At 34.5% G+C, this 20,817-nt stretch carries 18 protein-coding genes, 1 pseudogene and 1 CRISPR repeat array; of the genes and pseudogenes, 4 read left to right on the forward strand and 15 right to left on the reverse strand.

The genetic code is table 11. From position 1 onward, the window contains the following. Positions 1–20 precede the first annotated feature (20 nt). Positions 21–1,397, reverse strand: a complete 1,377-nt coding sequence (locus EKM64_RS02980; protein WP_125675453.1) for an MDR family MFS transporter — start codon at positions 1,395–1,397, stop codon at positions 21–23. A 93-nt stretch (positions 1,398–1,490) separates the two neighbouring features. Here EKM64_RS02980 and EKM64_RS02985 point away from each other — a divergent pair, with 93 nt between their 5' ends. After that, positions 1,491–1,919: a MarR family winged helix-turn-helix transcriptional regulator gene (locus tag EKM64_RS02985; protein WP_125675455.1), complete on the forward strand. Its 429-nt coding sequence runs from the start codon at positions 1,491–1,493 to the stop codon at positions 1,917–1,919. Here the strand turns inward: EKM64_RS02985 and EKM64_RS02990 are convergent. Both EKM64_RS02990 and rlmD read right to left on the reverse strand, forming a co-directional pair. Then, on the reverse strand, positions 1,916–2,848 hold the full coding sequence (locus EKM64_RS02990; RefSeq protein WP_125675457.1) for an aldo/keto reductase: 933 nt from the start codon (positions 2,846–2,848) through the stop codon (positions 1,916–1,918). The two genes, EKM64_RS02985 and EKM64_RS02990, sit on opposite strands and share 4 nt — an antisense overlap. A gap of 103 nt (positions 2,849–2,951) precedes the next feature. Then, a complete protein-coding gene (gene rlmD, locus EKM64_RS02995) occupies positions 2,952–4,331 on the reverse strand; it encodes a 23S rRNA (uracil(1939)-C(5))-methyltransferase RlmD (RefSeq protein WP_125675459.1) in 1,380 nt (459 codons plus the stop codon). A 64-nt stretch (positions 4,332–4,395) separates the two neighbouring features. Here rlmD and recX point away from each other — a divergent pair, with 64 nt between their 5' ends. Continuing rightward, on the forward strand, positions 4,396–5,166 hold the full coding sequence (recX, locus tag EKM64_RS03000; protein WP_125675462.1) for a recombination regulator RecX: 771 nt from the start codon (positions 4,396–4,398) through the stop codon (positions 5,164–5,166). Between the two features lie 69 nt (positions 5,167–5,235). After that, positions 5,236–6,393: direct repeats of the CRISPR family, unit length 36 nt; unit sequence GGTTCTTAACTAAATGAAATGACTTACTTCTAAAAC. A 19-nt stretch (positions 6,394–6,412) separates the two neighbouring features. On the opposite strand, the gene csn2 is transcribed toward recX, so the two are convergent. The 4 genes and pseudogenes from csn2 to cas9 all read right to left on the reverse strand — a co-directional run bounded on the left by csn2 (position 6,413) and on the right by cas9 (position 12,521). Further along, entirely contained in the window at positions 6,413–7,120 is a 708-nt protein-coding gene (gene csn2, locus EKM64_RS03005) for a type II-A CRISPR-associated protein Csn2 (RefSeq protein ID WP_125675464.1), read from the reverse strand. After that, positions 7,117–7,422, reverse strand: coding sequence for a CRISPR-associated endonuclease Cas2 (gene cas2, locus EKM64_RS03010; protein WP_125675466.1), 306 nt, complete (start codon positions 7,420–7,422; stop codon positions 7,117–7,119). The genes csn2 and cas2 overlap by 4 nt, the downstream gene beginning before the upstream one ends. Before the next feature lie 4 nt (positions 7,423–7,426). Then, positions 7,427–8,305: a type II CRISPR-associated endonuclease Cas1 gene (gene cas1, locus EKM64_RS03015; protein ID WP_125675468.1), complete on the reverse strand. Its 879-nt coding sequence runs from the start codon at positions 8,303–8,305 to the stop codon at positions 7,427–7,429. 151 nt (positions 8,306–8,456) lie between these two features. Beyond that, a pseudogene (gene cas9, locus EKM64_RS11510) lies at positions 8,457–12,521 on the reverse strand (type II CRISPR RNA-guided endonuclease Cas9). Positions 12,522–12,725: 204 nt separating this feature from the next. Between cas9 and ntdP the strand changes: the two are divergent. Further along, entirely contained in the window at positions 12,726–13,259 is a 534-nt protein-coding gene (gene ntdP / locus EKM64_RS03030; RefSeq protein WP_125675474.1) for a nucleoside tri-diphosphate phosphatase, read from the forward strand. Positions 13,260–13,309: 50 nt separating this feature from the next. On the opposite strand, the gene EKM64_RS03035 is transcribed toward ntdP, so the two are convergent. The 8 genes from EKM64_RS03035 to EKM64_RS03070 all read right to left on the reverse strand — a co-directional run bounded on the left by EKM64_RS03035 (position 13,310) and on the right by EKM64_RS03070 (position 19,328). Further along, positions 13,310–14,056: an amino acid ABC transporter ATP-binding protein gene (locus tag EKM64_RS03035; protein WP_125675476.1), complete on the reverse strand. Its 747-nt coding sequence runs from the start codon at positions 14,054–14,056 to the stop codon at positions 13,310–13,312. Further along, positions 14,056–14,751, reverse strand: coding sequence for an amino acid ABC transporter permease (locus EKM64_RS03040; protein ID WP_125675478.1), 696 nt, complete (start codon positions 14,749–14,751; stop codon positions 14,056–14,058). The genes EKM64_RS03035 and EKM64_RS03040 overlap by 1 nt, the downstream gene beginning before the upstream one ends. Positions 14,752–14,788: 37 nt before the next feature. After that, entirely contained in the window at positions 14,789–15,577 is a 789-nt protein-coding gene (locus EKM64_RS03045; protein WP_125675480.1) for a transporter substrate-binding domain-containing protein, read from the reverse strand. Positions 15,578–15,662: 85 nt separating this feature from the next. Next, positions 15,663–16,511: a transporter substrate-binding domain-containing protein gene (locus tag EKM64_RS03050; protein WP_125675482.1), complete on the reverse strand. Its 849-nt coding sequence runs from the start codon at positions 16,509–16,511 to the stop codon at positions 15,663–15,665. Between the two features lie 24 nt (positions 16,512–16,535). Further along, a complete protein-coding gene (locus EKM64_RS03055) occupies positions 16,536–17,276 on the reverse strand; it encodes an amino acid ABC transporter ATP-binding protein (protein WP_125675485.1) in 741 nt (246 codons plus the stop codon). Next, a complete protein-coding gene (locus EKM64_RS03060) occupies positions 17,266–17,958 on the reverse strand; it encodes an amino acid ABC transporter permease (RefSeq protein WP_125675487.1) in 693 nt (230 codons plus the stop codon). Before EKM64_RS03060 ends, EKM64_RS03055 begins: the two co-directional genes overlap by 11 nt. Further along, entirely contained in the window at positions 17,939–18,598 is a 660-nt protein-coding gene (locus EKM64_RS03065; RefSeq protein ID WP_125675489.1) for an amino acid ABC transporter permease, read from the reverse strand. The genes EKM64_RS03060 and EKM64_RS03065 overlap by 20 nt, the downstream gene beginning before the upstream one ends. Positions 18,599–18,857: 259 nt before the next feature. After that, positions 18,858–19,328, reverse strand: coding sequence for a hypothetical protein (locus EKM64_RS03070; RefSeq protein ID WP_125675491.1), 471 nt, complete (start codon positions 19,326–19,328; stop codon positions 18,858–18,860). Between the two features lie 110 nt (positions 19,329–19,438). On the opposite strand from EKM64_RS03070, the gene EKM64_RS03075 reads away from it, so the two are divergent. Next, positions 19,439–20,815 carry a hemolysin family protein gene (locus tag EKM64_RS03075; RefSeq protein ID WP_225420934.1) on the forward strand — a complete coding sequence of 459 codons (1,377 nt, stop codon included), beginning with the start codon at positions 19,439–19,441 and terminating at the stop codon, positions 20,813–20,815. Positions 20,816–20,817: the final 2 nt, after the last annotated feature.

Raw genomic sequence — 20,817 nt, forward strand, 5'->3', positions numbered from 1 at the left:
ATTTACCTCATTTATTGAAATTAATCAAATTCATTTTCAGTTTTTAACCATATACTCATAATCAAGCATAACAAAATCATGCCTATTGAGACTACAAAACCGACTTTGATCCCGCTTAATTCACCAGCTAAATGATGAGTTGGAGTTAAATTCTCAGTCACACTTATGATGCCGACTAAAATGGCCGTTCCGATAGAGGCCGCTACTTGACGTAATGTATTGAACATCGCCACAGCATCAGAAATCATCAAGTTTGGTACAGATGATAGGGCGTGAGTTTGAATGGGAATGAGGACTAAAACTAATCCTAGCTGACGAACAAATTGTCCAAAGGTTACCATCAGGATAGATGTATCTCTAGTAATAAACGATTGCAGAGTTGTACCAATTACATCGATCGATAAACCGATCACAACTAATCGTTTGACACCAAATTTGTCATACAAACGGCCACTGATCGGTGATAAAATGGCCGTTGAGGTGGCTCCTGGTAAAACTACTAGTCCAGAGATCAATGCACTGTAATGCATAACATTTTGGACTAGTAGGGGAATGATTATGGTATTTCCGTACATTGTGATCATTAAGAGCATGTTTATGACGGTCGCAACATCATATTGTTGATGCCCAAAAACCTTTAAATTAATAAAGGGACTTCTAGCTTTAGTTTGAGTAAGAACAAAAATCGTCAGAATGATTAAACCGACAATTATTGAACCAATAACTTGGAATGACAAACTTTTGGTTGTTCCGATGTTTGATAATCCAAATAGTAAGAATAACAATCCAAAACTAGATAAGATAAGTCCAAAGGTATTAAATTTAACAGCTTGTTTCTTGGATAATCCGGGTAGAAATAAAATTGCTAAAATAATATTTATGGCAGTAAAAGGAATTACGAAGATGAAGAGAAATCTCCATGAAAATTGTGACAAAATAAACCCTGATAGAGTTGGCCCAACTACTGGTGCAAAGTTAAATGCTAGACCTATTATTCCCATTAGGGCACCACGAGTTTTTTTTGATGCTTCACTCATAGCCAAAACATTTACAAGCGGCATCATAACTCCGGCACCAATAGCCTGAATCATTCGACCAACAATCAAAAGAACATATTGTTGAGCGAAGGCTCCAAAGATAGTCCCTAGTAGAAATATAATTGAGAATAATAAATATAGCTTTCTAAAAGAGAATCTTTTCATTAAAAAAGCACTTGTGGGAATCATAATGGCATTGACCATGATGTATCCATTTGTTAGCCATTGACCAGATGAAGCAGTGATTCCAAAAGTTGTCATAATTGAAGGCAACGCTGTACTCATCAAAGTAGAACTGAGAACTCCAAAAAAGCTCCCTATGGTTACGATCCACAGTGATAGCTTGGTTTCTTTCGACATTAAATAAGCCTCCTAATTAGTTGACAAAAGCAACTTTTTTAATGATAATGTCGTTAGTTGTTTTTGTCAACCAAATACAGGGAGTAATCAACTATGGATGCCGATAAGATTAATGAAGTTCGAGAATTTAATCGTTTTTACACACGAACGCTTCAACTTACTAATAAATATCATTTAGGAACTGGTTTGACTGTTTTAGAATCACGACTTTTGTTAGAAATATATGAAAATAAACTTCAGACGGCCAATGAACTAGTCGCCTTATTAGATATTGATAAAGGCTATTTGAGTCGAGTTTTAAAGAGCCTAGTAAAAAGAGGGTACATCGAACAAACAATCGATAATGCAGATAAACGTTCAAAATTATTAACATTGACGGTTCTGGGACACAACACATTGAATACGATCAATAAAAGAGCCGATCAACAAGTTGATCAGCTCTTTAAAGGATTATCCGACCAAGAAATAAATCAAGTTATCTCGGCTATGGACTTTATTCAAAATAAAGTGAATTTGGACTAAATCATAGCATTCTCCCAGAAGCCTTTTGTCTCGACATTGGTTGCAGATGCAAGATCTTCTAATTTTTTCATTTCATCATCAGTTAATTTTATATCGATCATTTCTTTTGTAGGCTTTAGATATTTTTCTTTAGTTAAACCTATGATTGGCGTGGTATTTTTGTTTATGGCCCAAGCCTCAGCAATTTGTGCAACATTGGCATTGTATTTTTTACCGATCTTTGCCATTTCAGTAGTTAATGTTTCAATTTCTGGTAGCATTTTGTTGTATTTCTCCGCACGATCAGAACCGCTTGGTAATGGATTTTGAGTATTATATTTACCATTCAAAGCTCCTTGTTCCAAGACCATGTATGAGTAGAAAGTAATATCATGTTTATTACAGTAGTCGATGATCCCAGCCTTTTCTGATGAGCGGTACAACAAACTAAAGTGATTTTGAACCGCAGCCAGTTTGATCCCAGACTCTTTTAGAATACTTTCAGCTTGTTTTATCTCAGCTAAATTGTGATTAGAAACACCAACATGCTTGATTTTGCCTGATTTCACAAGCGGGATCAATTGTTTAGTCCATTTTTCAACATCAGATGGACGGTGGATCCAATATAGATCTACATAGTTAGTTTTTAAACGTTTTAGACTTCCATCAAGCATTTCTTCCATGGCATTTTCGTGGTCACTAGCAATTTGTGGACTGAATTTTGTTGAGATATAGTAGGCGTTTCGATCATAGTTTTCTAACAGGTTGCCAACAGCAGTTTCAGATATTCCCATTCCATAAACAGCTGCCGTATCCCAAAGATTTAATCCCATTTTCATTGCTGAATCAATAACTGGTTTTAATTTTTCTTCGTTTAAATTATCACCGAAGGCCTTCTCTGCACCCCAAGCCCAAGTTCCAAGTGCCACAGCAGGTAAAGTTTTATCCATAATAATATACGCCCCTTTTTATTCGATAATTATATATTAATCTTTGTAAGCGCTAAACAAAAGGACAATCAAATCCAATTTTGGATTTGATTGTCCCTTAAATTTATCTACGAGCAAGTTTTACGATTGTTTCTACATGTGGAGTCTGTGGGAACATATCAACAGGTTGAAGATATTCGACACGATATTTATTAGTTAGTCTAGTTAGATCTTTAGCCAAAGTGGATGGGTTACATGAGATATAAACTAGTTTTTCAGAGCGATGACGTAATAGAGTGTCAATTAATTTGTCATCTAGTCCAACACGTGGAGGATCGACAATAACAGCATTGGGGTGAATATCATCTGTCAACAACTGTGGATAAACTTGATCCACTGATCCGACGTAGTAATCAGTATTTTTTATTTCGTTCATTTCCGCATTCTTTTTAGCATCCTCGATAGCTTCAGGGATGATTTCAATTCCGTAAACGTGTTTAACGCGATCGGCCAAAGTGATGCCAATAGTACCGACACCACAGTATGCGTCTAGTAGCACGTCTTCAGCATTAGGGTTTAGAGCCTGAGCTGCTAAATCGTACAGTTTATCAGTTTGAAGCGAATTTAGTTGTAGAAAGGCACGAGGAGATAGATTGAAGATATACCCATTGATATCTTCTTGAAGATATTGATCGCCCCAGATCAATTTAGTTTCGTCACCCCATACACTACCCTTGTCGTCAGTATTGATATTTTGTGAGATCGAACTTATTTCTGGTATCTCTGATTGGATTTTTTCAATAATTTGACGCTCTTTAAGGAACTTTTGTGAGCGTGTAATGAAGGTTACTTGCAACTTGTTAAATTCCACTGATTCGCGGATAACGATCATACGCAAGATTCCTGATTTTTTTTCAGGATTAAATACTGGGATTCCAAGTTCTTTAATGATATCAACGAGTTTTCTCATGGCCGACATAGTTAAATCCATTTGTGTAGGCATTTCCGTTAAATCTACAAGTTCTTGAGTACCATTCTTGTATAATCCGCAAAGAATTTTGCCATCAACCTCTTGAATTGGAAATTGTGCCTTATTACGATATTTCTCCTGTTGAACAGAAGGAGCGGTTGGTTTGATATTATATTTTTCATAAGCGTAGGGTTTGTATTTATTCAAGGATTCACGAAGAATGTCGGCTTTAAATTTCAGTTGATCCTCATATTTTATGTGGGCAAATTCCAAACCGCCAACTTCACTAGCTAGTTCGGGAACATCAGGATTACGGAAGGGACTAGCAGTTCTGAGTTTGTGGATTTTACCATTGATAAATTTTTCATGTAGATCAACGATTTCACAGACGATAACGTCTTCTGGAACAGCTTTAGGGACAAAGACGATGACATGCTTGAAAAAGCCGATACCTTCGCCGTTAATTCCGATACGTTTAATTGTTAAAGGGAAACGATCCCCAACTTTTAATTCACTTGTAATATTTGTATTCATTATTTTTCCTTTTTTCAAATCTAGGTTAAACTTACACTTGAGTATAACATGTGAGGTAAGGATATTGGCAAAAGTAACGAAGGTCCAAGCACAAAAACGAAAAGGTAGATATAATGTTTTTCTTGACGGAAGTTATGCATTTCCCGTATCTGAAGCGACATTAGTCGAATTTCGTTTGATGAAAGATGAAGAATTGACTGATTCTCAGATCAAGGAAATAAAGAATCGTGAGAATATCAATAAAGCGTATGGGGATGCCGCAAATTATTTGAGTTATCAGTTGCGGACAAAAAAAGAGATAAAAGATTATCTTTTTAAGAAAGAATATGATTATCCAACTATTGATACTGTATTAAAAAAGTTAGCCGATCTAAACTATTTAGATGACGAATCTTATGCTAATAGTTTTATCAATACACAACTTAATACGACCATAAATGGGCCCAAGATCATAGAACAAAAAATGATTCAAAAAGGTGTTCCTAACTTGATCATTCAAGATAAAATGGCACAAATAGATGAAGAAAAATTGTTGGATAACGCAACTGAATTTGCTGAGAAGCAAGTTAGGAAACAACGCCGAGCTTCATTTCAGCAGCAAATGACCAAGATAAAACAAGGATTGTATCAAAAGGGGTATAGTGGCGATATTGTCAATGAAGCAATTGATAACTTAGATTTGGAAAAAGATGACGATACCGAATTGGAAAATCTTCGTAAGATGGTTGATAAAGTTAGTCATAGATATGATAGCCGTTCCAAATTGATTACTTACTTGATGAGTAAAGGTTATCGGTATGATGCAATTAAACAGGTTTTGAATGAAGAAGAATAGGTATGAAAAGGGAGAATCAACTCAATTGCCTGAGTCGATTCTCCTTTTTTATGCTAATAATTTAGACTTGATGATTAATTAAATGGAATGACTTACTTCTAAAACGTTCTTCACCCTTAAATGACGCTTGCTTCCGGTTCTTAACTAAATGAAATGACTTACTTCTAAAACAACCACCACCTCTAATCGTCTAGAATAATTGGTTCTTAACTAAATGAAATGACTTACTTCTAAAACTTAGGTAATTCGATGTTCTTCCAACCCATGGGTTCTTAACTAAATGAAATGACTTACTTCTAAAACTTGATGGAGCTCAAGGTGTTCTTAAGATTAGGTTCTTAACTAAATGAAATGACTTACTTCTAAAACCATTAGAGACCCTATACATAGGCAGACCGTGGTTCTTAACTAAATGAAATGACTTACTTCTAAAACTATCTTGATACTGATCAGTTACATTGAAATGGTTCTTAACTAAATGAAATGACTTACTTCTAAAACATCATCGTTGAATTCTTTATTATTGTTTTGGGTTCTTAACTAAATGAAATGACTTACTTCTAAAACTGGAAGAATTAGTAAAGCGTGGTTACTCAGGGTTCTTAACTAAATGAAATGACTTACTTCTAAAACACCAGAATGGGAAACATGAATCTTTCAAATGGTTCTTAACTAAATGAAATGACTTACTTCTAAAACGGTCAACGTAAACAATTGAATGCGTATTTAGGTTCTTAACTAAATGAAATGACTTACTTCTAAAACTCGACATTGGTATCTGATCAGTATTCCATTGGTTCTTAACTAAATGAAATGACTTACTTCTAAAACAGTTGTTTCAATGATTCTAGCTTTAATATCGGTTCTTAACTAAATGAAATGACTTACTTCTAAAACCCTAATCCTTTGATGTCTGGACAAATGTTTGGTTCTTAACTAAATGAAATGACTTACTTCTAAAACTCGTGTATTGTTGACCGTTAGAATCTATTAGGTTCTTAACTAAATGAAATGACTTACTTCTAAAACAATATATTGTCATTTTAATTGGCACTATTAGGTTCTTAACTAAATGAAATGACTTACTTCTAAAACCGACTTGAGCCATTATTTCACCTCCTTATTGGTTCTTAACTAAATGAAATGACTTACTTCTAAAACCTAACATATTTATTTATATCAATGGTGGTGGGTTCTTAACTAAATGAAATGACTTACTTCTAAAACCACTTACTTAACGTTAACTTTAAGTATCAAATCTAACATGATCTTCATCAATAGAATAAATCCTAAAATTTATTTTATCGTTTTTTATGACCATTGGGTAGGATTCTATACTTACAACGCTTATTTTATTGGCCTTTAGATAATCATTCAATTCATTTAATTGATTAATATTTAAAAGGCGTTCTAAACCGTGAAATATTAACATTTCTTTACTACTGAAATCTACATAAAATTCTATAACTGACTGAAGCTTATCATAATAGTTCTGCCAATTACTAGTGTCCATCTTGAGATTTTTAGATTTAACAAGCTTTTCTAATCCTGGTGCTAATTCAAAATCAAATATTTCATCGTAACCACTGACCATATTCATTATTAGGTCATTTAAATTTTGGTTAATTTGATCACTTTTATTTTTGTAGATGATAGAATCAGAAATCATTTTCTTTAATACAAGTTTGATATTGCTGATGGAATTGATGTTATAACTAGTTAATTCGCCAATAAGTGCTACTTTGCTTAAGGACGCTTTTAGTTTATCATCAGGATCGGTGTAGAAATGAACATACTGATCGATATCATCAAGAAATGTTTCTCCATTTTTTAAAGAGTTCAATTGGAATATTAATTTAGAGAATTCATCATTGGATTGGAAATTCAAAAAAGTAATCCCACTATTTATATTAAATGGAGTATATGGGAATATCGTTATAGTCTCATTACTCATATAACCACGATCCTATCAAATTTATTTTCGGGTTCATCGTTCTTATCACCGGCTATGAATCTTATTGCCTCAAACTGCTTTTCTGTGATGATGATTGATTGAATTATTCCTTTGGTTGGAGCATACATGGTTATTCGATTATCTAATAGTCTAGCTGCTTGTTTATCAATTATTACGCAAGTATAGATTGATTCTTGCATCATAATGAATCCTTCATTGATTAAATTTTTTCGAAATTGACGATAGTTTCTTCGGTCAGATGCTGTTAAAGTCGGTAAATCAAACATAACCATTAATCTCATCACTCTACACCTCATCAGGAATACCTACTTTTATAAAGGAATCCTTTTTGGAATCCATAAATTTGAAACAGTATTGAATATGTTTAGTTATTGCGTTTCTAATCAAATAACTCTTGCCATCATATTTAATTTCATGATTTAAGACGTCGATCAGCCTTAATTTGGTATCTAAATTAAATTCTTCATCTCTGAGTTTAAGAACTTCTAAATCAAAAAATTGTCGGAAAGGTTCCATAAGGTCACTGGATAAATTGAAATCATTTTGGAGGCTGTGATGATGGATACCTAATTGGGTCAAATATCCTTGTGAGACAACTTCCTGATTAATCGTTGATAGTAATATTGTATAGCCATAATTAAGCATTACATTGGTTATTTCATCATGTGTACCTCGGGTGAAATTAGTGCCAAAGATTGCTGGAAAATATTTCATGGCGATTATTGCTTCTCGATTGGAATGATCATTGTCTTCTATTTGATCTAACTCTGCAATAACTTCGGTGGTATCCAAATGGAATGCCTTCATTATTTGAATTTGATTTTCAATTTTATTAGTTACTATTTCCGTCCATAATTGTTCTTTTTTCGAAATAGTCCAAGAAATCTGTTTTTCAATATTCTGATTTCTTTTAATATTGGAGTAGTAGGGGGTCAGTTCTGAACATGGATCATGATCGTTATCACAGAATATGACTTTGATATCTTGTTCCATTAACTTGGCAATTAGATAACTTGTGATGACAGTCTGAGTTGTCGATACTACTACGCATCCAATTTGACTAAATGGCATTTCTTTTATATCTGTGGCTGTTTGAATGATCATATGGTTTGCTTTATAACTCAACTTTGATTTACTAGAAATAAATACTGTTTTCCATCCCATAATAAGCTCCTTAGACGTTGCTATATTAGTTAAAATAAATTACAATATACATGTTCTAAACTAAATGAAGTGACTTACTGAGTTAAAATCAACATTTATGTTAATAATCTTAATTGATGACTCTCGCGTGGGGGTCTTTTTTTATGCCTTTTTACTCGATATGAATGATAGATCTATACAATCCAGTCGGTGATTCATAGATGAAGTCTGTGTTTGAGAATTCGTATCCATTAGGCTTCCTACCAAACGAGCTAGTGGAAATTTTTCCAAACTTTAAATTGGCCGAAGTAGAATTCGCGTGTAACAGATTCAAAACCTGTGAAATAACATTTAACTGTTTTTCATTATCAAGACTCTTAAAGGCATCGATATTATCCTCTAAACGGATGGCCTCTGATTTATAGAATGGATAAAATTCTTTCATTTTAGCAATGATATGTGAATAGATATTTGCTAAATAATCAGGTTCATACTGGCTCAATATAAAACGATAATTATCAGTAGAAGACTTATCTAATAGACTCAATAAAGCGACTTCTTCAAATGGCAATAGAAGTTGTCTCGCATTAACCATTTCAGTGGCGGAAGGGGAAGATAAGTAACCTTTATCTTGGCTATAAGTTAGTTGTCCTAATGGGACTTTCTCAATAAGTATCTGAATTTCTTTTTTATGTTTAGTATTATCAGAGATCCATTTCACCAGTTCTACTTTTCCAATTGAAATTTCATGGTCGATTCGAGTGGGGATGCTAACTAACTTCTTTTTACCATCTATATCTACTAAGACTGAATAGGATGGCTTATCACTTGTATATCCACCATAAATATGTGGATCAAGATCTTGTTTTAGTGGGATCAATTTGTTCTTATCAGGTGTTTGAATTGTTTGATTGAAAAGAGCACCGTCATATATTCTTGTAGGTTTAGTGATGTTAAATTGCTTGTATTTGAATATATTACTGATACTATCCTTGATTTTTTGATCCCAAATAATTTCACCATTGTCTTTGTTTACCTGTGTTTTTCCGTTAAACATAGATCCAATGATAAATCCATTTTGTGAGTAACCAGGCACTTTGCCATTTCTATTGCGTGCCTGTTTTTTTATATCCTCAAAAAATTTTGAATATTCACCGTAGGCTAGTCGCATATTATCTTTAGGGTATTTTTTTAACTGGAATGTTCCTACGATAGTTGCTATATAGGCGTCCTGTGCATGATGATTATCATTAATATTTCTATTTTTAACAAATTCTGGATGTTCAAAATGGTATGTTTGCTCATTTAAATTACTAAATGCATTTCTAAATTCAGATCCTAATCCTGCACGGGTTTCGATGACTTGAGTATCTGGATATGAAGAATCAATGATATTGGCAACATTTTTAACCATCTGAGAGGTTTGAACTAGTTGACGATTAATAAATCCTTTGCGTTGTCCTTCAGTGACTTCAGTTCTAGTTAAATTGGCAAACTTCTTAGGTCCCATTAGTCCAGAATCTTTTAGATATTGCCAACGACGAATATTTTCGTTGATAATATCTGGTGTGAGTAACAAATCGTCTGATTTTCTCTGATTTTCGTGTGCTTTGACTAGAGCCATATTTTCTAAAGAATTGTCTTTGATGTAAGACTGAGGCAATATATGATCGATTTGATAGTCAGTCGTGAATAGTCTATTTATATCAATTTCAGAATTGCTGTATAAACTTTTACCCATCTGTGAAAAATAGAGCATTAATCGCGTATTTGAAAGTGCAGCTTTACGTTCCTTCATCAAGTCTTCAAGTTCCTTAGTTGGGTAGAGTGCAGATTTTAAATCTGATCCTAAATTAGCTGCGATGCTTTTCATTTGTTTATATCGTTTGGTCAATTGCTGGAATCTAGATTGTGTAATATTAGAATCTTGATCTTGACGAGTGAATTCGATGAAAATATTTTTAGGATCATGTTTCATAAATTTAGACAATTCTTGAACGATAATTAGTGATTGCCAAATTCCACGTTTAATAGCTGGTGAACCATGTAATTCGTTTACCATATCTAATTGAGATTTTTCGTCATTATCATTTATGTTATGTTCTTTTATCTGACTGTCAAAGTCATATTTGTTGTCGTTAATTATTTCCATAAAATTACTTCTGGTTAACCACATTAAATCTAGGATAGAATGATTAACAGGTTGATGTTCAGTTCCAATTTTTCCAGAAGTTACTAGGCTTGTCAGAAGTTTTTTAGATAATTTTCCCCATCCTTGATAACGGATCTGAACAACCTTGTTTATTTGCTTATCAGAATAATTATATTCAGAATTTTGAAGTTTTAATTTTAAGATTTCTCTATCTTCAAATACAGTTTACCATTCAACCAATTCTTCTAATTGCTTGTTATTTTCAGGCTTATTAACGAATTCTTCTCCAAAAATACTTACAAATTTACGATAAGTCGCCAGACTGGATAAGAATTTGGATTTATCGGCAAGTCCACGAATTGAAGTCGATGTGGAATAACTTTCTTTGATCAGCCAATCTATTAGTTGCTTAGTCGTGACTGTGGCTCGTTTTTTGAACAGGTCATTATAGATCGACTGTTTCATCTCAACAGTTAAACGTTCACCTTTGTCCGTTGATTCAGAGTCATTTACGATACGGACATTATTTAATTCATTCAGAACTTCATATTTTTGATATATCAGACTATTTTTTGGTAAAACAGGTTCTCCAATTAAATAGGAATCAGTTGAAGTCATTTTACGGATGAAATTGTTAGAAGATTTTTCACGGTCAACCTTTTCATCAAAATTCCATGGACGGATCGCACCGGGTTCTTTTCTGACCATCCAAGAAAAGTCGCTTTTTTTAACATTAAGTGGTCCTACGTAATATGGGATTCTAAAGTTTATTAGTGATAGAATCTTTGATTTATTTTCTCTTAAAAACGGATAGTAAGTCGATTGATTATCAATGATTTTGATCAATTCATTTTCGTTTAATTGAAATGGGATAACTCCATTGTCTCTAGTTCTTTGTTTTAATAGGTAATTATTATTTTCAATTTTTTCTAAGGCATCTTTTGATATGGGATCATCTATTTTTGCTAGATATTTTTTAAGATCTTTGTAAAAATCATCAACACTGTATTTTCCTGGTTGAATATATTTGCTATAAGAATCCTTTATCGAGGAGACTAATTTATCATCATCGGTTCTTCTGAGGAGGTCTTTTAATGCAGCTAAGTCCTCGTGATGTTTCTTATATATCTCCACTTTGGCGGAACTTATATAAGTGTGCTCGTCGAGGATCTCATTTAAAACAATCGTACTGTAAATGGCATTTGCTGAATTTATTAGTGCTAATTGTTCCTCGTCCAATGTTTCTTCACATTTTTGCATATCTGATTCTACGGCTGATGAGGATAGTTTTAGGGAAACATCTTCAGATGTATTTAAGTTAAAAAACTTAACTAAGTCTACTTTATTACCTACTAATAAGTTAAAAATATTCTTTGCGACTGGTTTGGTAATAATAGTTGTATCGATTTGATTAAGAATATTTGTAACTTTACTGCTGGGACTCCAGTCTTTTTTAAGAAGAACAGAACTAATTTTGCTGAAATTAGTCTCTTCAGAAAGCGATATTCCAAAGAAATTAAGGTCTGAGTTAAATTCTTTTAAAACATTCTCCAGATCTTCATTCATTTTGGAGACATCAAAATTTTGATGTTCATAGGTGAAATTACCACGATATTTTAAGATATTATGAATTGCCAAATATACTAATCTAATGTCAGCCTGTGTTTTATCTTCAATTAATCGTTCCCTCAAATGAAAAATTGTTGGATATTCTTCGAAATAGTCTTTATCATTAAAATCCTCATCTATGAATAGATTGTATTTGTCACGCATTCTAGTGGAATCTTTTTTAGATACCCAAGAATGTTTCATTCGGTTTAGGAATCCTTGATCCTTTTTAAATAGTTCGTCTGAAAACAGTTCATCTAACCAATTAAGTCGATTGCGCCGTCTGCGATATCTTCGTCTAGCAGAACGATTTAGTCTACGATCTTCTGCAGTTTCGGCCGATGAAAAAAGCCGAACACCCCAAAGATTTTTCTTCTTTGCTTTTAGCAAATTATAATTATTATCAGTTATTGCCCATCCGACAGAGTTAGTACCGATATCTAATCCGATATTATATGTAGTCTCTTTTCTATTCATGTGAGTTCCCCTCCATAGTTAAACAACTTAATAATAACAAAGGTTAACGCAATTTATTATGGAAATAAGGAATAAAGTAAAACGATTACAGAAAATTGTAAAAGCAGGTCAGATTAGAAGCCAATTAACTCTATATTAGCTTTTATTTGTTTCACAGCTCTGTTATAATTTTTCGTGAACAAGAATTGGAAAGCTGGGTAATTTATGCAGATCCCTAAAGAAGGAGATTACGTGGCAATCCAGAGTTATAAGCATGATGGTCATTTACATCGTACTTGGCGTGAAACAATGGTGTTAAAGACAAGTGAAAACGAAATTATTGGTTGTAATGAGAACACTCTTGTTACTGAATCTGACGGTCGACGTTGGGTTACAAGAGAACCAGCGTTAGTTTATTTTCACAAGCACTACTGGTTCAATATAGTGGCTATGATTCGCGAGAGTGGGGTTTCTTATTACTGCAATTTAGCGACACCATTTGCTTTAGATAAAGAGGCTATCAAATATATTGATTATGATTTAGATGTTAAGGTCTTTCCTGACGGAGAGAAGCGTTTACTAGATGTGGACGAATATGCAGCTCACAGCCAAATGTGGAATTATCCGCCAGAAATAGATACGATTTTACATCATAATGTCGACGTTTTAATCGATTGGATTGATAAAGGCAAGGGTCCGTTCTCGCAGGCTTATGTTGATCTGTGGATGCAACGATACAATGAATTGTCGCACCATTAGGATTGCTCGATATACAAAAAAAAGACCACTTATGTGGTCTTTTTTGATTCCTAATTATCAGCTTCAAGTGAAATCCCGGATAAAAAGTCCTTGATTCTAGGAGATGGATGCTCGAAGAATTCTTTTGTTTCACCGTCAAATACTTTATTTCCGTCTTCAATAAAAACGATTTTATCAGCAACTAAACGTGCAAATTCCATATTATGAGTAACGATAACCATTGACTGACCCTCACCAGCAAGCTTTTCCAAGATCTTCAAAACTTGTGTTTCCAGCTCAGGATCAAGAGCACTAGTAGGTTCATCAAGCAAAATATACTCTGGATTGATAGCCAGCGCACGACAGATAGAAATACGTTGTTGTTGTCCCCCAGATAGTTGGCTAGGATAACGATCCTCTAAGTCTGCTAAACCAACCTGACTTAAGAGTGACTTGGCATTCTTTTCAGCCTCAGCTTTGGACTGTTTTAGAACAGTGATCGGAGCAGCTGTGATGTTATTTATAACCGTCAAATTAGGAAAGAGGTTCCAGTTTTGGAAGACCATACTAGTTTTACGACGAAGGTTGAAGCTATCTTTTTTGTTGATAGGCTCGGCGTAATTAACTGTTAGGTCTGAAAAACTGACTGTTCCGCTTTCAGGACGGACCAACAAGTCTAATGAACGTAGTAAAGTCGATTTACCTGAACCTGAAGGTCCAAGGATAACCGAAGTTTTACCACTAGGAAAGTCCACACTGATGTCATTCAAAACGGTTTTACCCTCGTACTTTTTAATGATGTTTTTCATTGAGATCATTATGCTTCACTCCCTTTCACGTATTTAGATGTTCTGCGTTCTAGGTAGTGTTGCAACCAGCTTAGTAGTGAACAGACAATTGCATAGAGTGCGGCAGCTATTGTATACATCAACAATGGTTGATAGTTTTTAGCTGTGATCTGCTGACTGACCTGGAACATTTCCAAAATAGTGATCGAACTAGCCAAAGATGTATCCTTTACTAAACCAATAAATGAGTTAGATAGTGGAGGCAAAGCGATTCTTACAGCTTGTGGCAAAACAATTTTCATCAATGTTTGTCTAGTTGAAAAGTTCAATGTGTAAGCGGCATCCCATTGATCCTGCGGCACAGATATTAGAGCAGAACGGATGGTTTCAGATGCGTAGGCACCAGTGTTCAATGAAAACCCGATCACGGCAGCAGTAAAGGCCGATAATTGAATGCCAATACTTGGAAGTCCAAAGAATATGATGAACAATTGAACTAGTAGCGGTGTTGAACGGAATAACCAAACATAGAAGTTGGCAATAGCACGTAATACTAAATAAGGGTAACGGATAGCCTTATTTTCACTGGGCTCGATAAATTTAATTAGTGCTGTTAAAACGGCTAGGATTAAACCTAGAATAAATGATATGACGGCTAAAGGAATTGTAAATTGAAGCATAGCTCCAATCATTTCCGGAAGCGACGATATAATAATATTCCACATGGAATAGAGTGCTCCTCTCGCTGACTTAAATTAGAAATTATTTTTTAGTTATGTCATCTGTAAAGTATTTCTTAGATAACTTAGTTAATGTACCATCTTTTTCAAGCTTCTTTAGTGCCTTGTTAACTCTGCTACGCAAGTGCTTTGAGCTCTTGTTATAGATAGGTGCGATCTTAGATGTAGCAATTTTGTCAGATGGAATTTCAATATAGTGCAAGTCAGTATTCTTGTGACCGTCTTTCTTCCATGTTAAGAATGATTCTTTAGAGTTGATAGTACCATCGATACGGCCTTGGTCGATCATTGATAGTGTTGATTGATAATCTGATGATGGAACTACATCGGCGTCAAATTGTTTAGCCTTGTTGTAGTTATCAGTACCAGTACCTTCACCTAACTTCTTACCTTTAACATCGTCGATAGATGTGATCTCAGTATTGTCCTTTTTAGTAACGATAACTGATTTTGAGTAAATATATGGTGTTGAGAAAATATATTGCTTCTCACGTGAAGGGTTGATAGCAACATTGTTGAATACAACGTCAAATGTTTTTGAGTTTAATCCGGCGATAAGTGAGTCCCACTTTGTAGGTACAAACTTGACCTTCAAATCTAATTCTTTAGCAACATCTCTAGCTAATTCAACTTCAAATCCTTTTAACTTACCATTTTCACGATATGAATAAGGTGCAAATGTTCCCTCAAGTCCAACAGTCAATGTTCCCTTTGTTTTAGTGTCGTTGTTAGCATTATTACTTGAGCAGCCAGTTAAGACCAAAATCAAGGCAAATGCAGCAGCTATAATTAGTGCAATTCGTTTCTTCATCTTAAATAATCTCCCAATATAAAAATTTTCCATTTTCTATTTTCTCATAAATAAGAATATCATAGAAAGAATATGTCTTTTTATTTTACTTTTGTGGCAAAATGATGTCTGATGGTTTGACTTCGTCACCAAAATATGGCTTTAGTTGACTATTATAGTCATCTGTAAAGAAGCTTTGCTTGTTAAGTTTCTTGATTTCCTTGTTAGTCCAGTTCAGTAATGATTTATTACCCTTCTTAACAGCAGGTGAGATGTATTGATTAGGTCCGATATTCTTTATACCTACAGTATAGGTAGGATTATCTTTTACCCAAGCATATAAGTACGAGTTATCATCAGCCAAGGCAACACCACGATTATTCTTTAAGGCATTGAATTGTTGAGTTTTAGAATCAAATTTCAAGAGATCAACATCTTTTTGTTTAGAAGTGAAGTAATTCTCAGCAGTTGTACCCTTAGTAACAATCAAATTCTTCCCTTGTAGTTGACTGGCGCTAGTGATTGGTTTGTCCTTTGGTGAAACAATACCGACAGAAACCTTCATATAAGCTTTAGCGTAATCAACGACATCTTTTCTTTCTGGTGTAACGGTGAAGTTTGCCAAAACGATATCTACTTTATTAGAGTTCAAAGCGTCAACACGGTTATTTGCGTTTACTTGAACAAATTTGATCTTAACGCCCAGATCTTTAGCGATTTTTCTGGCTAAAGTAATATCGTAACCAACACGTTTACCATCTTTATTTACCCAACCATAAGGTGGCAGATCGCCAAAGACAGCAACTCGAATAGTACCACGTTTTTTGATTTTTTCAACACTGCTAGGATTGTTGCTGTCGGCACTAGATGAAGAACCACATCCTGCAAGAACCAAACTTATGCTGGCAATGATACCAACTAGTGCGAGTAATTTAACTAATATTTTATGCTTCATAATATTTCCCCCAATATATAAAAATTAAAAATCCATACTTTGTAAAAACTCTTTAGCTTGGTCAGTGGTTGGATCTTTGAAGAATTTTTTCCCTGGAGTATCTTCAAGAATACTGCCGTCCTTCAAAAATAAAACTCGATCAGCTATCTGCTGTGCAAAATTCATTTCGTGCGTGACAATTATCATCGTCATATCATCCTGATCTGCTAGATCTTGAATGATATTCAAAACGCCACGGACCATTTCTGGATCAAGTGATGCAGTTACTTCATCAAAGAGCATAAATTCTGGATGCAAGGCGAGTGCTCTGACAATGGCGATACGTTGTTTTTGACCACCAGACAATTGTCGTGGGTAGGCATTTTTGTAATCTAGCAAGTCGACTTTCTCTAGTAATTCATCGATTTCTTTCTTTACTTCCTCAACATTTCTCTTTTGTACTTTTGTTGGTCCCAACATGATATTGTCTAAAACAGTTAGGTTAGGGAAGAGGTCATAGCTTTGAAAAACCATTCCAATTTTTTGCCTTAACTGTTGCCAATTCTTCTCGCTGGGGACGACTTTTTTATTTTCAAAAGTTATCTCACCATTTCTAAAGTCTTCAAGACCATTAAGACATCTGATCAAGGTACTTTTACCTGATCCCGAAGGTCCAAGTAATGTAATAACTTCGCCCTTAGAAATGGAGAAATTGATATCATGTAAAACGTGTTTCTTCTGATAATATTTCTCAAGGTGTTCAACCTTTAAAACTTCATTCGCCATTTGTTTGCTCCAATCTCTTCTTTTCTAATCTTCCCGCCCACCAAGATAGCGGATAGTCGATCAAGAAATATAATAAGAATATTAATCCATATATCCAAAAAACTCCGGTCGGATATTTTTGATTATTGGCTTCAACAATTTGTTGACCAATATTGACCACATCCATGACACTGATAAGCATCAAGATAGATGTTGTCTTGATAACACGCGTTATCAAATTGATCGTAGCTGGAAGTTCCAGCGATACTGCTTGTGGTACTAATACATAACGATAAAGTTGAAAACGGGTCAAACCGATTGCCAACCCGGATTCCTTTTGGTGGATCGGTACTGAGATCAAAGCACCTCTGACGATATCACTCATTTCAGCGGCGACCCATAAGGCAAAGACAAGCATTGCCACTTGAGTGCCTGGCATGTGAAGATTCATCTGTCTGGGTAAAATATAATAGAACAAAAATAATAAAACTACTGTTGGAACGATTCGAAAGAATTCAAGATAGATCCGTAAGATAAATCTTAATAACTTGTTATGAAAAGTTCGCAGTATTCCTAAAATAATTCCAATGATCAAACCGATCACGATGGCAATGGCGGCAATTTTAAAAGTTGTCCACATTCCTAGGAGCAGACGCATGAAATTTGTTCCCTGAAATAAAACGTTAATTCCCGAATGTACCATAGCGGACCCTCCTTTCCAACAGTGTCAAAACAAGTGATAACGGAATTAAGATGATTGCGTATGCAACCACTAAGACGAATAAATATTCATTCGAATTGTAGTACAAACCAATCAAATCCAGTGCTGTATTAGTTAATTCTGGTATTGCAATGACAGTAAAAATCGAAGTCTCCTTGATCAAGAAGATTATGTTTGCAGCCAAAGCAGGAATGCTTAATGCGAATCCTTGTGGAAAGACGATGTATCTTGCTAGCTGCCAGCGACTAAGTCCGATAGCCTTACCGGATTCAACTTGTTTCTTGCTGACCCCATTGAAGCCGCCACTAAAGCCCGCTGCCATATAACTACCACCTAAGAAAATCAAACCGATGATTCCGCAAAGTTGGGCACTTAACTTGATTCCCATAGCTGGAAAAGCGTAGTACAAGAAGAACAACTGAATTAATAACGGCGTGTTTCTAGAAATTTCGATATAAACTTGAAGCACTTTGTCTAAAACTGGAACTTTGAAATATTGGACCAAGCTACAAATTATACCAACTATTGCTGAACCAACGATCCCAATCAACGACAAGTAAAGTGTTAAGACAAAACCTTGTTGAAACATTGGCAAGCTTTGTTTGATAATTTCCCAACTCATAAATTTTCTCCCTTTCTGTAGGTATAAAAAAAAGGAGAACTGACTAATGTCAGCTCTCCTTAATTTTTTACACTACGTGTTTATTAATTGAGAGTGGTATTAGGCATGCTGAAATAGTATAGTAATGTATTTTGCATCATTACTACACAACAACAAGCTTGCATTTGTTTTACAGTGTTTAAATTTCTCATGTCTAATACCTCCCTTGATTAATTTCTTGTTTACAGACTATTATTAAAAATTCTCTAAGTCAAGTGTTTTATTTCTCATTTTTCTTTTTACTTGTATAAATTGAGAGTGAATCAAATTCCATATATGAAGCAATCGTTAGTGAGACCATAAGAGTTAAAACCAACCAACCAATAGCGGAGCCAATAATTGTTGAGAGTGGAACTGATTTTGCAACAATGTAAATACTAGCGATCGATAAAAGAAAATCGACAATTAAATTTAATCCGATAGTAGTTCTTTTTCTTTCAAGAATAAAGAAATTTAATAGTCCTTTGAGAAATTTAGTTGTCGATGAACGATACATAATTAAAACAGGACGTTGGGAGATAACTTTTACCGCAAACATTCCAAAAGCACCGACAACACCACCGGCAATGACTCGCCACGTTAGAGCGTGTAAGACTAGAGCGTTATAAGCGATACCAACTACTCCCATACAGACAATGTAAGGGATGATGAAAAAGAAAAGATAAATGACTGCAATTTTCTTATTAGACATTATTAGGACCTCAAATCTATTAATATCTTAATTCTAGCATGAAAAAGCTTTATTGTTGAAAACTTTAACACCTGCTATAATGATTCTATCAATTTTGTTTAAAGTTCTTTATGAAAGAGAGTGGAAATTTAATGAGTGATGATCCTACCGGAGCGACGCTTTTAGGTCAATTGATCTTAATTGTTGTTCTAACACTTTTGAATGCTTTTTTTGCTGCTGGCGAAATGGCAATTGTCTCGGTTAATAAAACCAAGGTGGAGGAGAAAGTGAACGACGGAAATCGTCGTGCTGCTAGAGTTTTAAAAGCAATAAATAATCCAAATAGTTTTCTATCAACTATTCAAGTAGCAATTACTTTAGCAGGTTTCCTTTCATCTGCCAGTGCCGCAACGAGTTTAAGTGTTAAGTTTGAAAGTTTGATTGGAACTTTCTCGGGTAGTCGAGAAGTTTCTATTATTGTTATTACAGTGATACTTTCCTACATATCACTAGTATTCGGTGAATTATATCCCAAAAGGATCGCCTTACATAGTCCTTATCAAGTAGCAAGTTTTACTGAACCAATGATTACCATTTTTGGGAAATTCTTAAAGCCATTTGTTTGGTTGTTAACTGCTACGATTGAGCTCTTAATGAAGATCACACCAATTGATTTTAGTCAAAAAAATGAACCAGTGTCTCGAAATGAGATGTTGGCTACTATCCAAAAATCACGTCAAAGTGGAACGATTAATTCTGATGAGTTTGAAATGTTGCAAGGAATTATTCGCTTCGGCGACAAAACGATTCGGGAGATCATGGTTCCTCGGATCGATGCATTCATGATTGATATAAATGATCCCGTCGATGAAAACATCGATGCTATTTTGAACCAGCCATATTCTAGAATTCCGGTCTATGGTGGGGATAAAGATAAGGTTATCGGGATCGTACACATTAAAGATCTACTAAAAAAAGCTCGTGCGACTGGTTTTGATAATATTAATTTAACTGACATTATTACAGACCCCTTATTTGTTCAGGAATCAACTAATATTGATGCAGTTTTATTAAAGATGCGTAGTACTCAGACACAAATCAGTATGGTCGTCGATGAATATGGCGGAATCGTTGGTTTGGCTACGATCGAAGATATTTTAGAAGAAATCGTCGGTGAGATCGATGATGAATATGATGAAGCTACATCAAATTATCAGAGACTAAGTCCTGATAAGTATTCAGTCTTTGGTCGTTTGTCGATCGAAGATTTCAACGACATGTTTGATGAAGATATTCATGTTGATGATGTTGACACAATTGCGGGATTCTTGATTATGAATGTCGGTGAAATTCCTGATAATAATCATCCCAAGTCCTTTACTTTGGAAGATGGAATCGAGATCACTTCAGGTAAAATGGATGGATCAAAGATTGAGGATGTCATTGTAACCATCCCCAATGAAAAAATAAAAATAGTTACAAGCAACATGTTTAAGAAGAGTTACTAGGA

It is taken from the genome of Companilactobacillus keshanensis (assembly GCF_003946205.1).
GTDB lineage: Bacteria > Bacillota > Bacilli > Lactobacillales > Lactobacillaceae > Companilactobacillus > Companilactobacillus keshanensis.

Coding starts and splice junctions, on each gene's coding strand:
- EKM64_RS03075 (WP_225420934.1), top strand. CDS start 19,439: ATGAAAGAGAGTGGAAATTTAATGAGTGATGATCCTACCGGAGCGACG.
- EKM64_RS02980 (WP_125675453.1), bottom strand. CDS start 1,397: ATGTCGAAAGAAACCAAGCTATCACTGTGGATCGTAACCATAGGGAGC.
- EKM64_RS02985 (WP_125675455.1), top strand. CDS start 1,491: ATGGATGCCGATAAGATTAATGAAGTTCGAGAATTTAATCGTTTTTAC.
- EKM64_RS03050 (WP_125675482.1), bottom strand. CDS start 16,511: ATGAAGCATAAAATATTAGTTAAATTACTCGCACTAGTTGGTATCATT.
- csn2 (WP_125675464.1), bottom strand. CDS start 7,120: ATGAGTAATGAGACTATAACGATATTCCCATATACTCCATTTAATATA.
- EKM64_RS03060 (WP_125675487.1), bottom strand. CDS start 17,958: ATGGTACATTCGGGAATTAACGTTTTATTTCAGGGAACAAATTTCATG.
- cas1 (WP_125675468.1), bottom strand. CDS start 8,305: ATGGGATGGAAAACAGTATTTATTTCTAGTAAATCAAAGTTGAGTTAT.
- EKM64_RS03070 (WP_125675491.1), bottom strand. CDS start 19,328: ATGTCTAATAAGAAAATTGCAGTCATTTATCTTTTCTTTTTCATCATC.
- EKM64_RS02990 (WP_125675457.1), bottom strand. CDS start 2,848: ATGGATAAAACTTTACCTGCTGTGGCACTTGGAACTTGGGCTTGGGGT.
- EKM64_RS03035 (WP_125675476.1), bottom strand. CDS start 14,056: ATGATCTCAATGAAAAACATCATTAAAAAGTACGAGGGTAAAACCGTT.
- ntdP (WP_125675474.1), top strand. CDS start 12,726: ATGCAGATCCCTAAAGAAGGAGATTACGTGGCAATCCAGAGTTATAAG.
- EKM64_RS03065 (WP_125675489.1), bottom strand. CDS start 18,598: ATGAGTTGGGAAATTATCAAACAAAGCTTGCCAATGTTTCAACAAGGT.
- EKM64_RS03055 (WP_125675485.1), bottom strand. CDS start 17,276: ATGGCGAATGAAGTTTTAAAGGTTGAACACCTTGAGAAATATTATCAG.
- cas2 (WP_125675466.1), bottom strand. CDS start 7,422: ATGAGATTAATGGTTATGTTTGATTTACCGACTTTAACAGCATCTGAC.
- EKM64_RS03040 (WP_125675478.1), bottom strand. CDS start 14,751: ATGTGGAATATTATTATATCGTCGCTTCCGGAAATGATTGGAGCTATG.
- rlmD (WP_125675459.1), bottom strand. CDS start 4,331: ATGAATACAAATATTACAAGTGAATTAAAAGTTGGGGATCGTTTCCCT.
- EKM64_RS03045 (WP_125675480.1), bottom strand. CDS start 15,577: ATGAAGAAACGAATTGCACTAATTATAGCTGCTGCATTTGCCTTGATT.